Origin of the sequence: Paenibacillus sp. Soil766 (assembly GCF_001428105.1) — a bacterium.
Lineage (GTDB): Bacteria > Bacillota > Bacilli > Paenibacillales > NBRC-103111 > Paenibacillus_E.
In genome coordinates, this window is record NZ_LMSJ01000001.1 from 196,599 (window position 1) to 210,779 (window position 14,181).

9 protein-coding genes are annotated in these 14,181 nt (G+C 44.1%); 1 reads left to right on the forward strand and 8 read right to left on the reverse strand.

Annotated features, from left to right (window positions below; translation table 11 throughout):
• Positions 1–185 precede the first annotated feature (185 nt).
• From ASG89_RS00630 to ASG89_RS00660, 7 genes are all read right to left on the reverse strand, one after another.
• A complete protein-coding gene (locus ASG89_RS00630; protein ID WP_057308599.1) occupies positions 186–1,805 on the reverse strand; it encodes a response regulator transcription factor in 1,620 nt (539 codons plus the stop codon).
• 191 nt (positions 1,806–1,996) lie between these two features.
• Positions 1,997–3,733: a histidine kinase gene (locus tag ASG89_RS00635; RefSeq protein ID WP_057308372.1), complete on the reverse strand. Its 1,737-nt coding sequence runs from the start codon at positions 3,731–3,733 to the stop codon at positions 1,997–1,999.
• 100 nt (positions 3,734–3,833) lie between these two features.
• Positions 3,834–4,676 (reverse strand): carbohydrate ABC transporter permease, encoded by an 843-nt coding sequence (locus tag ASG89_RS00640; protein ID WP_057308373.1) that lies wholly within the window; start codon positions 4,674–4,676, stop codon positions 3,834–3,836.
• Positions 4,673–5,632 (reverse strand): carbohydrate ABC transporter permease, encoded by a 960-nt coding sequence (locus tag ASG89_RS00645; protein ID WP_057308374.1) that lies wholly within the window; start codon positions 5,630–5,632, stop codon positions 4,673–4,675. The genes ASG89_RS00640 and ASG89_RS00645 overlap by 4 nt, the downstream gene beginning before the upstream one ends.
• A gap of 181 nt (positions 5,633–5,813) precedes the next feature.
• Positions 5,814–7,880, reverse strand: coding sequence for an alpha-glucuronidase family glycosyl hydrolase (locus ASG89_RS00650; RefSeq protein WP_057308375.1), 2,067 nt, complete (start codon positions 7,878–7,880; stop codon positions 5,814–5,816).
• 39 nt (positions 7,881–7,919) lie between these two features.
• The gene (locus tag ASG89_RS00655) at positions 7,920–9,896 is read right to left on the reverse strand and encodes a hypothetical protein (RefSeq protein ID WP_057308376.1); all 1,977 of its coding nucleotides are present in this window, start codon (positions 9,894–9,896) and stop codon (positions 7,920–7,922) included.
• 130 nt (positions 9,897–10,026) lie between these two features.
• Positions 10,027–11,340: an ABC transporter substrate-binding protein gene (locus tag ASG89_RS00660; RefSeq protein ID WP_057308377.1), complete on the reverse strand. Its 1,314-nt coding sequence runs from the start codon at positions 11,338–11,340 to the stop codon at positions 10,027–10,029.
• A 293-nt stretch (positions 11,341–11,633) separates the two neighbouring features.
• Between ASG89_RS00660 and ASG89_RS00665 the strand changes: the two genes are divergently transcribed.
• Entirely contained in the window at positions 11,634–12,893 is a 1,260-nt protein-coding gene (locus ASG89_RS00665; protein WP_235549534.1) for a molybdopterin-dependent oxidoreductase, read from the forward strand.
• Between the two features lie 98 nt (positions 12,894–12,991).
• Here ASG89_RS00665 and ASG89_RS00670 read toward each other — a convergent pair whose 3' ends face one another.
• Complete coding sequence (locus tag ASG89_RS00670; RefSeq protein WP_057308378.1) at positions 12,992–14,062, reverse strand: alpha/beta hydrolase; 1,071 nt, start codon at positions 14,060–14,062, stop codon at positions 12,992–12,994.
• Positions 14,063–14,181: the final 119 nt, after the last annotated feature.

Sequence of the window (14,181 nt, forward strand, 5' to 3'; positions counted from 1 at the left end):
CCCAAATGACTTACCCCCTAAATAATTATAATCCGACTAAAAAATGGAATACGCATGTAGGAACAAACCATGTAATCTAAGCGATGCAGTTTTCCTTCTCGGCAGTGTTGTTTACCAGGGGAACCAATTGAAAGCGTTACCGAAAACTGGTGTAGACTTCGAGAAGGGTATCTGCGGCGGCGGAGTCACATTTTAATAAGGTCTGTCGGGTTCATTCCGGTCATTTTTTTGAAAAGTAGGCTGAAATAAGGGAAGTTTTTGTATCCGACGCTCTCTGCAACCTCATAGACCAGCATGTTCCGTTCCAAAAGCAGTTCGCGGGCTTTTTCAATCCTGACACGAGTCAGGTAGGTGTTGAAGGTTTCACCGGTCATATTTTTGAAAATGATAGAAAGGTGATTCCGTGAAATAAACACTTTATCCGACAGAACGGCAAGCGTTAAATCCTCCGCATAATGCTCGTGAATGTAGTGGGTAATGAAATCAACGACCTGACGGTGTTTGCTGCTGCCCTTCCATTGTCTACTGTCGCAGATAATGGAGATTTTCTCTGATAGCCACTTCTGTAGTTGATCTGGCTGAATTAAGCCCTTGATCTCCTTGGCAATCTGGTCGTTCGTGAAGAGATCATCCAATACATGTCCCGCTTCATAAAGACAGTATGAAATAATCCCCCATAATTCACTTCCCAGCATCTGAACATATTCAGAGTCTATCCCCACATGGCTCTCCAGTTCTCTGATATAATCGGCCACCAACTGCTGCGCCTTTGTTTCCTGAACAGCCTTCATGGCATTGGCCAGCTCGTATGAGAATTTTACCGGAAACAGGGCGACTTGCTCCTTCGCGGTCGCCACTTCTCCCTGATAAACAAAAAACTCAAAGGATGGGGTTGGGCGCAGTTGTCTCAAATCGATGGCTCGGAAAGCTTCCTCCGTTGAATCTGGAATTTTGGTCCAGTCGGACTTAATGCTACCGATTCCGACACGGCTCATCAATTTCAGATAGCTTGCAACGCTTTCAATGATCTGAATGCCTAAGACTTCAATGGCCTTTTGGGTATTTTCATTGTTATCCGCTTCCGGATGGATAATCAATACGGCTCGCGTGCTGTGAAGCTCTGTATACTCAACGGTAGGAAATACCCTGCGCGCTAGCTCGTAAACGATATTACTCACTGCGAATCGAAATAGGTTCCAGTCTGACACTGAAAATTTGCGAACTCGCTCATCGCGGATTAGCTCGATCCCGATCACTGCATGGTTGGTATCGGACCAGAAGCGGTAAGGTTGAGGCAGAATCCCCCCATTTTGGTTAGCATTGACCAATGTGCCTACTGCAGCTGACCGCACCCATTCCTTCTCAATAAATGGCTCGTACAACATCAGCTTGTGTTCTAGCTCTCCTTGCTTCATCCGCCTCTCTTCCTCATCCATCAACTCATGGATAACCTTGTTTAGAATCATCTTCAACGTCGGCACACTAATGGGTTTGGACACATAATCACTGACGTTATGCCTCAGGGCCTGTCTGGCATGTTCAAAATCGGAATAACCACTCAAAATGATAATTTTCCCGAGGAATTCTTCTTTTCTTAATTGTTCAATCATGTCCAGGCCGTTCATTAGGGGCATATATATGTCTGTTATAACTATATCCGGCTGTGTAGTCCTGATCATATTTAGCCCGTCGACGCCGTTCGATGCTTCCCCTACTAACTTCGTTTCTAATTCATCCCAAGGAATGTTACGCTTCATTCCTTGAAGCACTTGGCGTTCATCGTCTATAATGGCTATCTTCCACACCATATTGTCCTCCTTTAGCTATTACCAATATCAGCATTCAAGAGTGATAAGCCTAATACGTATGCCTGGAACATTTAAATCCTTGACTGCTATAAAATTAATATTAACTACCTTTAAACAAAGTTTAAATAGGAATCATCCACAAATTATTATAAAATATCACGATCCTATCCCTGTGTTCATTTCATCCCTCAATATTCATTAATAGGTGGTTCCGTCAACAATGGAAGAAATATTTCAACTCGGGTCCCACCCTCTTCTCGTTCAGACAGTTCAACGCCGTAGATCTCGTGGAAATAACCAGCAATTCTTTCCCTAACATTGCGTATGCCGTAACCGCCGGTATGGCGCTTCTTCTTATTTTCCACCACTTGCTGGAGACCAATGCCATCATCATCGATTATGATTTGAAGCGAGTTATCCTTACGGTTCATCTGAATATGGACATAACCAAACTGCCTCGTGTTAAACCCATGCACGATAGAATTTTCCACGAAGGGCTGTAATGTCAGCTTGGGGATATACAGATCCATAACATCTCTAGGCACATCAATGAAATAATTAAGGCCGTCGCCCCAACGGAGTTGTTGGATTTCCAGATAGCATTCGATATGCTCCAATTCACTCTCAATCGTAATGAAACTATCGCCGTTTGATAGGCCGATCCGAAACATTCGTCCCATCAGTTCTAGAATCTGACTAAGCTCGCCATGTCCGGCATCAATGGCCATCCAGTTCAATTGGTCCAGCATGTTGTAGAGAAAGTGTGGGTTAATATTTGCCTGAAGCGCTTCAATTTCAGCTTTGCGCTGCTGCTCATATCGACGCTGTAAGGACAGGTATAACTCCTCAATCCGCTCATTTTGCTTGCGGTAACCAGCAAATAAATAGCCAAACTCGTTCTGATAATCTCCTGGTAATTCCAAACTTTTACCACCGATGGAATAGGAACTCATGGCAGTTACCAACATATGGATGGGCTTTGTAAATTGTCTACTTAAATAGAGGGTAAGTAGTAACAACAGCAGGACGGCGGCAACACCAATGATACCAATTACTTCTGCTAAATGGATGCTGCTAGCTGTAATCTGGTTCCAAGGTGTCATTTCAACTAGTGTCCAATTGGAATTGGCCAACTTCGAATACACCAATAGTGAATCTTCCATTTTGGAATTTCCGCGAATATGAACATAGCCGGATTGCTCTGTTTTCATATTCACCCATTGGCTCACCTCCAACTGCTTCCACGTTTCTCCTATTTCCAAGAATTCCTGACCATTACTGTCTGTCATGATCCGATTGGAACCGCTTGAACGGCCAGACAACAGGGACCGGATTTCTTTGGCTTTAACATGAATAACAACGACGCCTAAAAAAGTATTATTAAATAAAATTTTTCGTCCAAAACTGAGAACTGGAACATCCCCCTGTAAGCTAGGGATATCATGCTCTCCTGTCCAAGCGAAATCATTTTTATCCAAATACTTGTCCCATCCTTGCCTATTTAAGTCCTTTATATCCCAAAATTGAATGTAACTATTTTCCTCTTTAAGGAAAGGACGTTCCATATATAGATCAATACCTTGTATAAGAGGTATGGAATATGTCAGGTTTGCCATCGCATTCTGAACATTATCGGCTTTCTGGTGCCGGTCGAATTCATCCTGACTATTCCAAAGAAGTCTAATCAATTCGTTGTCACGAGAGGTGGACAAGGAAATCTGCTCAATCATTGTAAGTCGTGTCGAAATTTCATTATTTAATTCATCCATTAATTGCTGTTGATAGTGGGAGGTGTTCTTCACCAGGGCTTTGGAGGAAATATTATAGCTCGTCCAAACAATACAGGCGAGAACTAACACGATGAGAACAAAAAAGCTGCGGAAAAATAAGCTTTCAATTCGAAATTTCTTAAAAAGATTCGTCATTCGGGGCATCTCCTTACATGGCTTTATGTTAAAGAAAACGGTAAAGCTACGAAGGAAATCCGTCTCTTTACCGTTTTCAAGTTGCTTATTTAAATTCATCTTACCCCTTAATCCCTGATGTCGCAATGCCCTCAACGAAATATCGTTGCAGAAACGTAAATACGATGGTCGCAGGGAGTATGGAAACCAGAGACATTGCCAGTAATTGTCCCCATTCTTGGGCGGACTGGGCGTCATTGATCATTCGCAACGCCAAACCTACCGTGTACTTATCAACTGAGTTCAGGTACAGCAGGTGACCAAGGAAGTCATCCCAGTTCCACAGGAAGCAGAAAATCATGATTGTTACGATTGCAGGCTGGGTAAGTGGCAGAACCACTCGCCAAAATATTCCGAACCATGAACAACCATCAATCTTGGCAGACTCATCAAGATCCTTCGGGATACCCCGGATAAACTGAATCAGCAGGAAAACGAAGAAGCTTCCGCCCGCGCCACTGGCTACCAAGTGGGGAACCACAAAAGGGAGATAGGTGTTTACCCAGCCCAGTTGGTGGAACATAGCATACTGAGGAATAATCAATACTTGTGCAGGCATCATCAAGGTCATCATAAGAATGGAAAACCAGAGTTTCTTTAACGGGAAATCCAGACGTGCAAAGCCGAATGCGACCAGAGTTGTTGAAAACAACGTTGCAATCAGAACCATTGCTTCAAGACTGAAAGTGTTCAAATAAAAGTCGGTGAAAGTGCGCCCGGGAATAGCATGCCATCCATCCGTATAGTTGCTCCATTTCGGTACGGAAGGGAAAATTCCAGGCGAACCAAGTTCTGCATTCGATTTCAGCGATGCGCCAACCCACCAGATCAAGGGATAGACCATCACAAAACTGAACACGATCATGAGGGTATGGCGGATAGTAGAATTCCATTTTATAGTCATTTCCGTTTCTTTCCTCCTGTGTCCGTTTCGTAGAAGACCCAATACTTTGAGGTGCCCGCAATAATAGCCGCAACTATGACAATCATGACCAGCATGATCCAGGCCAATGCGGAAGCATATCCTAATTCATAGCGGCTAAAGGCCCTCTCATATAGGTATAGTGCATATACATACGTAGAATTCATCGGACCGCCATTGGTAATAACGAAAGCAGATGTAAACATTTGGAATGAGTTGATTACACCCATTATCAAGTTAAAGTAAATAATTGGTGAAAGCATTGGCAACGTAATCTTGAAAAACTGTAAGACTTTGTTCGCGCCATCTACAGAAGACGCTTCATAAAGATCGCTCGGAATTTGCTTTAATCCTGCAAGGAAGATAACCATGGCTGAACCGAATTGCCAGACCGTCAGGAGAATTAGCGTCCATAACGCAGATCCCGGATTCGTGATCCAGCCTTTTCCTACAATACCGAAAATGGAAAGAATTTCGTTGAATATTCCGTCAACACCGAAAATATTACGCCACAATATAGATACAGCAATGCTTCCTCCAATGAGGGAGGGAAAATAAACCGCAGTGCGGTAAAATGAAATCCCTCTCATTGCTTTATTCAAGAGAGTTGCCACCAGTAAAGCTGCGACCAGTTTCAATGGTACTGATGCCAACACATATTGAAATGTTACACTAACTGATTGGGTAAATCTCGGATCATCTGTAAAGATGCGGACATAATTCCTAAGACCAATCCATTTGATTGGTTCCAACAAAGTATAATCGGTGAGTGAATAATACAGCGATAAGAACATGGGATAAGCTGTCAACCCAAAGAATCCGATTAACCAAGGAGAAATAAATAAATAGCCCGCAAACGGGGCATCCCATCTGCTAAAAAACTTGCGCTTCTTTTTCACTTCTGCGCCGTTTGGAGCAACGATAGTAGAATTGTTCAAGTGCAATCACCTCTGTACTTTCCATAAAGTCGGTATTTTTATAATTTAATTATATAAGTCGCGCTTGTCAGGCTAAAGTAGGCAAATCATCGAATTATTATAAATTATAACGAAAAAAACGAAGAAGCTAGCCAGGCCGCTTCCTCGTTTTAGTTAATAAAAATGAATAGATAGTAAATTTTTAGCTATAAATCAACCGTCCTGCTTGGTCGGCAATCCCGCTTTTTCTGTAGAAATAAGTATTAATCCGGTCCCTCCATTCTTTGGCATGCTCCGCTTGTTCTTCGATACGCTTAGCGACTTGCTTATGCAGAACCTCATCCATGGTTCCAGCAAGACTATACCAAAGTGTTAATAGACACTGAGCCTTTTCTGCACCTTCGAAATGGGAATCATAAATATGTTGAATAACGGTTTTGCCAGAATGAAGGACATGGGTATAGGGAACATGATGGAAGAACAACAGAAGTTCATCCGGGCAATCTGCGAGGGATTCATACCGCTCGAAATTAGGTGTGTTGTACTGGGATGTATATCCCGTCCCCGTTGCTACTGTCCGATCAACTCCGATTCCTTGCCAATCGGCATAATGATAAGTCCCCCATTTGGAGTATTCATATCCGTCAACATCAGGGCCATAGTGAGTATGGGGAGTAACCATAAAGCCTACGCCGAGCGGTGCCGTATAAGATTCATAAATGGCTGGCGAATTTAATAGTACGTTCTTGATAACCCTGATGATGTTTTCATTATCGCCGAAAGTTAGCTTAATCCAATCATCAGCAATATCCTCAGAAGTCAAGTCCGGATTCCAAACCAGTCTTCCATAGCCGTATAAGTTGGCTTGCGCTAGCAAATGGCCTGTCCAGTTCATGTCATTGCCGATATTAGAAACAGCAGCAATACCTGCCAACTGGTTACCATGAACGGTACCACTGGCAATCTGCTTGATGGTGGAGCCTTCACCTTTGGTGTAAGTTTCAAAATCCAGGATTTCCTTCCAGTGTGGGATCAAATAAAACACGTGGCGTTGCTGTCCTGTATACTCCTGGGCAATTTGGAATTCGAGTACCTGATTTGTGGATGGCATGGCTCCAAGTAGTGGAGAAATAGGCTCCCTGACTTGGAAGTCCATAGGACCGTTTTTGATCTGCAAAATGACGTTATCCATAAAGCGACCGTCTAAGGGTTTGAAGTGATCGTAGGCTGCTCGTGCACGGTCGGTCTTTCTGTCGCGCCAATCTTGCTTGCAATCATACACAAAGCAACGCCAAATCACGATACCGCCAAAAGGCTTCAATGCATCAGCCAGCATGTTGGAGCCGTCAGCATGATCACGACCATATGTAAACGGCCCTGGACGGTTTTCCGAATCCGCTTTAACCAGGTAACCTCCGAAATCTGGTATAGCCGCATATACATCGACAGTTTTTTCCTTCCACCATTGGCGGACCTCCGAGTCAAGGGGATCCGTAGTCTGTAGACCGCCGATTTCAATTGGACTAGCATAATTGACGGATAGGAACAGCTGGATTGCATATTTACGGAAAATGGCAGCTAATTTGGCCACTTCAGGCAAAAATTCTGTAATAAGCTTGCTTTCCACTTTATGAACATTCACATTATTGATCACAATGGCATTCAGCCCTGTGGATGCAAGCATTCTTGCGTAATCCCGAATCCGGTCCAATTCTTCGGTAATCAGATTGTCCTTGAAAAAGATCGACTCGCCAGCATAACCCCGTTCTACACTGCCATCCATATTATCCCACTGGTTGATCATTCTTAGCCTGTTGATAGGATTTTCGATAATATCTATTTCATCTAAGGACGAGCCTGTGCTTAATAGACGTAACAGGTGAAATGTGCCGTATAGCACGCCTTTGGCGGAAGATGCACCAACAGCAATACAAGCGTATTCTTTATCAGATTTGATGACATAGCCTTCCGAACCGACCCATGTAATTTTATCTGCTCCTAATACACGATCTACAAGAGGATGGTTGCCAAATGTTCCGAGCGCAATAACATGTCTCCCATAGTCCACAATTTCCGGCTGTACGCCCAAAATGCCCTCCAGACCCCTGGTTAATTCAGACACTGCGGTTTGGATAACCTCATTTTTTTCCATTACGGCAATTCGATTAAATTGCGCATATTGATTGTAGCGTTCGCCAGAAACCAACTGGCGATATCCCAGCCATGCTTGATAGCCGCTGTCGGCTTGAAAGTTAGATAATGTGCCCATGAATAAATAAATCCTCCTCATTTTGCCTTCATTATTATCTTAGTGCTTGTAATCCCAAATATCACCTGAAAGACTCTCTATGACACATCCACTAGCCCAGGGCATTAGGCAAAACCATGTACTAGCCGGCGAACCATCGCTATATGTCTCCGTTACCAGCCCTTCAGAATGACAGAATCGCTCTGACATCCAACCCTTTTTCCCATAATCAAATTCTTTATCAAACCGATTGTAGGTCTGACATCCCCATTCAATAGTATCTAACATCCGATCACGGACGTAATGATCGTTAGTGTTCTCCACGAAGTACAGCAGTTCATCAACAATGTTGCTGGACATAGGATGGATATGCGGATTCGCAGTAGAGGTGACACTGCCCCCACAGCTTGACCAGCCAAGTTTGCTCAGAGGCGCTATTTTTACTGGCGAATTATAACAGAACTTGAAGGTGAATTCGTAGTCTATTGCATCCCTCATATGCTTCAAATATAGCTTATCTCCTGTAAGAGCATGCAGATATCGAAGAGCCTTTATATAGGCGAGAATCCCCTCCGAGTCTATAGCCTTGTCTGCATCGAGGGGAGTCCCGTAGCATTCCATCCGTTTTACATAGGTTTCATAATAATGTCTTTCACTTCTCCGCAAGCTTTCAAGATATGTCTTGTCGCCAGTCAGCCAACTTCTATAAGCCATTGCCGCCATGCACCACGTTCCGCAGAAAGCGTCATATTCTATGCCAGCTCCTGTTAATTCCGAAAGAATGTAAGGGTATTCGTCATCTGTATTTTTTGTTCCCTCCATTATTACTAGAACCTTCGTTACAAAATCCAGCCAATCGTCATGGAGGCAATGCTTAAACCGTTTTTCATACTCATAAGCCTTCAAAATATAATACATAGCCTGCCCGATCAGGTAAGAGGTATGCCCTGGTGTATGCATTCCGTCAAACCACCATCCGTTGTTTGACCAATTGTTATTGTCATACGTTTCAAAGGGAAGCCCCGTAGCAGGATTCAGGGAATGCTCCACCATATTTGTGATACATAACAGAGCCTGATTTCGCATAGATTCATCTTCGAGCCGCAGGGCTGCCATTAAGACTGGTACTGCTACTGACAATCCATTTGTCCAAGAAAGAGAAAATATCTTATTGTATCGATATCCACCGTTTTCTTTGTCTTCAATAACAAACCCTGAATAACTCAGGTCTTCCGGAAGCCATGCATATTGATAAATTGCTTTGGATAAATCTGATACCGTTGTTCTCGGATCGCTGGCTTTTCTCGGGCTTTGATGATAGCGATAATAGACTTCTTGAATAGCAGTATTGATACCCAATTCTGATACTGCTGCATATTCATATAGCTCCAACGTAAACGCCACAGATTCCCCTGCCGCCAGCTCAAAGCAATTCTCTTCAAGAGGTGCCCGATTTTTAACAAGTGTTGCCTTAATGAATAACCACGGCGCATTCTCATAACCGAGTGTGTAACCGACAGTTCCTTTGGAAAGGGAACAAGTATAGCCGCCGTACTGATAAAATTCCCCTTCGTTGTCAGGCTTCCACTGCTGCTTGATTCCTTGTTTATTGATAAAATAAGGGCTGGCACAAAGTCCGTATATTTTTCCGTTGTCATATACAAATGCAGCAGGGTGAGATAGCCTGTCACTTCTTACCATCCACCAAGGCGAAGCTGGACGAGGCGGACTTCCGTCCCTCAATCTCGGAAACTCTTTAGGCACGTTCAGGGGAGCTTCTCCACGGTTTCTGCCATACATGAATGCGGGCAGGAAATAGCGAGGTTTTTTTTTCACAAAAGGCAATTCGACATGGATAACCCCCGACCATGCAACGCTGCCTTCATTGCTTACCGAAATCTTTGCCTGAAATGGATCTTTGGGACTACCGTTTCCGCCTGTAATATCTAACGATGCGATCAAACCATGATCCTGCAGTTCGGAATAATCGGTTGTTTTCCCTAATTTATTTCTTGCTGTTAGTATCAGTCTTTCCATGATACCCTCCATTTTCTTGTAAACATTGCTTCCCCTACATTCTCAAACATTTGGTTGCACTCTCCCATAAACTTCAAAAAATTAAAAGATACCCCGGAACATTTTTTTGTTCCAGGGCATCTAGCATTGACTACTTTTCGTAAGACTTCGAAGCAGACTTCAGCTGATCAAAGGCTTGTTGCGGCGTGATTTTGCCAAAGGTAAGTTGATCGCCAACCAGAGTCCAATCCTTGTCAATAAAGTTAGTCCAGCCGCTTGTTGAATCCCAAGTTTGGCCGTCTTTCTCTGTTGCGCGGAGCAGGTCCAAACCGACCTTGTCTGCATCGCTAAAGCTAGCTTGCAGAAGGGCGGAAATGTCTTTGTTTGCAGGCAATCCACGTACTGTCCCCAAAATTTTAGCTGCTTCAGCATCATTGACGAACCAATTTAAAAACTTCTTGGCTTCCTCTTGCTTCTTGGAACTTGCACTAACAGCCAAGTACATGGAAGGCTTCAACCAGCCGCCTGGAGCGGAGACGCGAGGCATAGTCACCAAGGCATAAGCGCCTTTTTTCAAGCTATCATACGTACCATAGCCATTAGAGAAGGCATAACGCACCAGAATTTTCCCTGAAACCATCAGGTCCAATTTAGGATCATTTTCTTTGTCAGAGGCGTTTACATCAGCTGGAGGAACAAGTCCATCCTTACGCAGCTCTTCGAATTTTTTGGTCCATTCTAGGTAAGTAGCTTGATCTACATTAAATTTGCCATCTTGGGAGACAACCGAGCCTTTCCCTTTTGCATACTGATAGGCTGAGTACACGAAGTAATTGCCGCCGTAATCCTTGGTGAAATAAGTTCCGCTAGGTAATTTCGCTTTGGATTCTTTGGCTAGAGCAAAGAAATCGTCCCAGTTCCAGCCATTTGCGGGATTCTTGATGCTTAGCTTATCCATCGCCGCCTTATCGTAGATCATACCAAAAGCAACAGAGCCAAGGGGAATAGCGTATTGCTTACCACCGGATTGCCCGCCTGCCATCAGCTTCGTATCGAATTTGCTTACATCCACAGCTGGAGTTAATTCAGCCAATTGCTTGCGAGCAGCCCAGTCTGGCGTCCAGCCCGGATCAAGCTGTACGATATCTGGCGCGTTGTTGGCTGCCGCTTGAGTGGACAATTTATCCAGATACCCGTCCATACCTGAGTATTCAGGTTCGAATGTTACGTTCGGATTGTTCTTGGTGTACAATTCAAGTGCTTTCAACGTTGCGTCATGGCGGTTCTGAGCACCCCACCACATAATGCGAAGCTTAACCGGTTCGGTGCTTGCCTTTGTCGTCGGTGCAGCAGTTGGCGCTATCGTGCTTGTTGCTCCTTTGTCGCTAACACCACAAGCAGCCAGCGATCCAACCAATGCGGTTGTTGTAGCCAAAACAGCTAGAGAACGTTTCCATTTAAACATTGTTACCCCTCCTGTATTTCATTTATTGTTTTTATTTCTATTACAATATTAACAACTCAGTAATTAGATTGATATATGGATGATCCACGATTTATTATAAAAAAGACCGATTATGCATAGGGTAGAAATATAACCTAAAAAGCAATAATCTGGTGCATACATAGGGTCAGAAGCTGTCAATCAGTGATAATTTATATCAAATTATAATGCTATCAACTTTCGATAAAATATACTTATAATGGTAATAGAAAGTGGATTCAAATAGGTATTAATTGCAACAAGGGGGGATTGGTGTGAAAAAGGGTGGATTGAGCAAGAAGCTTCGCAAGCTACATTCTGCTAATGCTTGGATTTCGTTGTTTCTGGCAGTAAGTGGTATTTTGCTTTATATACCGCCCATGCGGGCTTTGTTAGGAGAAGGCCGGGTTTGGGTGAAGCAGCTGCATATCGCAGTTGGGCTGGTATCCTTGGCGGTGGTCATCCTCTACCTACCGTCCATCTTAAAACATCTCCGCCAGTTGTCCGGCCGCAGAGCCCAGCAGGGTAACCTCATGGTAGTACTTGTCCTGTTGGCAGGCTGGATCGGGTCAGGCATTATCTTATGGAGGTACCGGTCGTTTCCTCCGGCTTGGAACAACACAGCGTTACTAGTTCATGATTTGCTGACATGGATTGGCATTCCATATGCTCTATACCATTCATTCACACGAAGCCGTTGGCTAATAAAGGCGGGCAGGGATGATGCTCGGAATGTGACTGCTCCTCCGAACAAACCTTTGAAGGTCATAGATCTCGGCTCCTACGAGCCATCTACAGGAAGGGTATTCCGCCATATATCCCGGAGATCCTTCATCAAGGTGGGGGTAGGGGCGATTATGGCGGCTGCCGTCTTGCCCCCGTTTACCCGTTGGCTGACCTCCGTAGTCGGTGACTCCAACCTCTCCTCACTTCAGGAATTGGAGTCCATGCCTGCAGATGTACTAAAGCTAACGCCATTGCCAGATTCGCTGCCTCCAAAGGGAGGTGGGGCGAAGGGCAACTTCAGAATCTATACCGTGACTGACATACCTAAGTTCGACCCAGAGAAGTGGACGTTTGCTGTCGACGGTTTAGTGAATCGGCCTTTTCAATGGAACTGGACCGAATTCCTGGCTTTCCCCCGCCAAGTACAAGTCAGCGATTTTCACTGTGTCACAGGCTGGTCGGTCAACAGCTGCACCTGGGAGGGCATTCCCCTGAACCAACTGTTAGAGTACGCAGGTGTCAAGGATGGCGTAAAGCTCGTGAAGTTTTATTCAACTGACGGCGAATATACGGACAACATCACCATAGAACAGACTTGGATGGAGGACGTGATGATCGTGCTTATGCTAGACGGCAGGCCAATTCCCCGAGAAATGGGAGGCCCTGTCCGGTTGGTGGTGCCACAAATGTACGCTTACAAGTCAGTGAAATGGCTGAATAGAATCGAGCTTATTGACACTGATCATATCGGTTACTGGGAGAAGCGAGGCTATGCCAAGGATGCCTGGATATGGGTTCCACCTATGTAAGTTTTCAGGGCAATTCGAGTGCAAACACACAATAATACCAGAGGTGCTTTTATGTTTCTTCACAAACTCATACAAAAAAGTGTGATCTCCTACTATTTTCAAAGTGTTTTGCTCACAACATGGGACCTTACATGATCATCATAATTTTTAAATATCAATCTACTAAAATTGAAGGCACCATGATTCCAAACATGGAAATCATGAAAACCATCCTTAATCAGAATTTGATAAAAATGATTAAGATTATTCCCCGATTGATGTATAAGCCCATCTATAGATTTTATATAGCTGCCATTTGCTACTCCATCTGCATCGCCGCAGGTGGTATATAGCAAATGAAGATTATGTATGCAAGACGCAAGACTGAGTCCAAGAGTTTTACCATCACTCGACGTAGGAGCACTTGAAAAAGTACCGACATAAGCGAACAGATCTATCATCCCTGGCGCTAGCACAGTCTTATCCAACCCGTTGTTCCAGGGACTCTCTGTGCCCGTGATTCGCGTCGAATCATGTCGGTAACCGCCAAGGATCAGATTCAAGGTCTGCATCCCCCCCATTGAAAGCCCAGCGATCGCTCTGTGGGTGCGGTTATATAGGATCCCCTCATAGGAGGTGTCTGTTATATCTGCGGAGGTTTTGTAATTCGATTCTATAAATGGAATCAGATCGTATCTCAGCTCATAATCAAAGTAATAGAATCCCAGCATATTGGTTCCTTCGGTATTAAATGAGGTATCTGTCCAGTCGTACGCGCTTCTTCCGTTAGGAAATACGACGATTAGCAGATCGATATCGCCGTTTACAATCAGATGATCCAATAGATTACAAATAATAAAACGCCCGTCAGACTTGCCGTTACTGCTAAACCATTCATCATGATCCCCACCTACGCCATGAAGCAAATACAATACATTATAGCTAACTGTGGTGTCGGTTGGGTCATATCCCGCAGGTAAATAGACGTTGCATTTCTTCAATATGGCATCTCCCACAATGGTCTCTCTTCCTGCTTCACTGCCATCAATGTTCCGATCTGTTACAAACTGTCGAGACAAATTAATATAGTTGCCTACCTTATAGGTAACTTCCTGAACCGTACCTTGAAGCTCATCATTAACTGACTTAAAATATTCGGCAGGCACTGCCGTCACGTTCTTACTTCTCATGGATCGTCATTCTCCCTTCGGTATATTTTCCAGTTAGCCCCATTCCGCACTAGAAGCCCTAAAACAAAGCTGCCGCACATGTCATCCATCTGCGGACAGCCTTTCTTATTCCATTCAGG

Excerpts from the sequence above, each read along its gene's own strand:
- ASG89_RS00635 (WP_057308372.1), bottom strand. The coding sequence starts at position 3,733 with ATGACGAATCTTTTTAAGAAATTTCGAATTGAAAGCTTATTTTTCCGC.
- ASG89_RS00640 (WP_057308373.1), bottom strand. The coding sequence starts at position 4,676 with ATGACTATAAAATGGAATTCTACTATCCGCCATACCCTCATGATCGTG.
- ASG89_RS00650 (WP_057308375.1), bottom strand. The coding sequence starts at position 7,880 with ATGGGCACATTATCTAACTTTCAAGCCGACAGCGGCTATCAAGCATGG.
- ASG89_RS00655 (WP_057308376.1), bottom strand. The coding sequence starts at position 9,896 with ATGGAAAGACTGATACTAACAGCAAGAAATAAATTAGGGAAAACAACC.
- ASG89_RS00660 (WP_057308377.1), bottom strand. The coding sequence starts at position 11,340 with ATGTTTAAATGGAAACGTTCTCTAGCTGTTTTGGCTACAACAACCGCA.
- ASG89_RS00670 (WP_057308378.1), bottom strand. The coding sequence starts at position 14,062 with ATGAGAAGTAAGAACGTGACGGCAGTGCCTGCCGAATATTTTAAGTCA.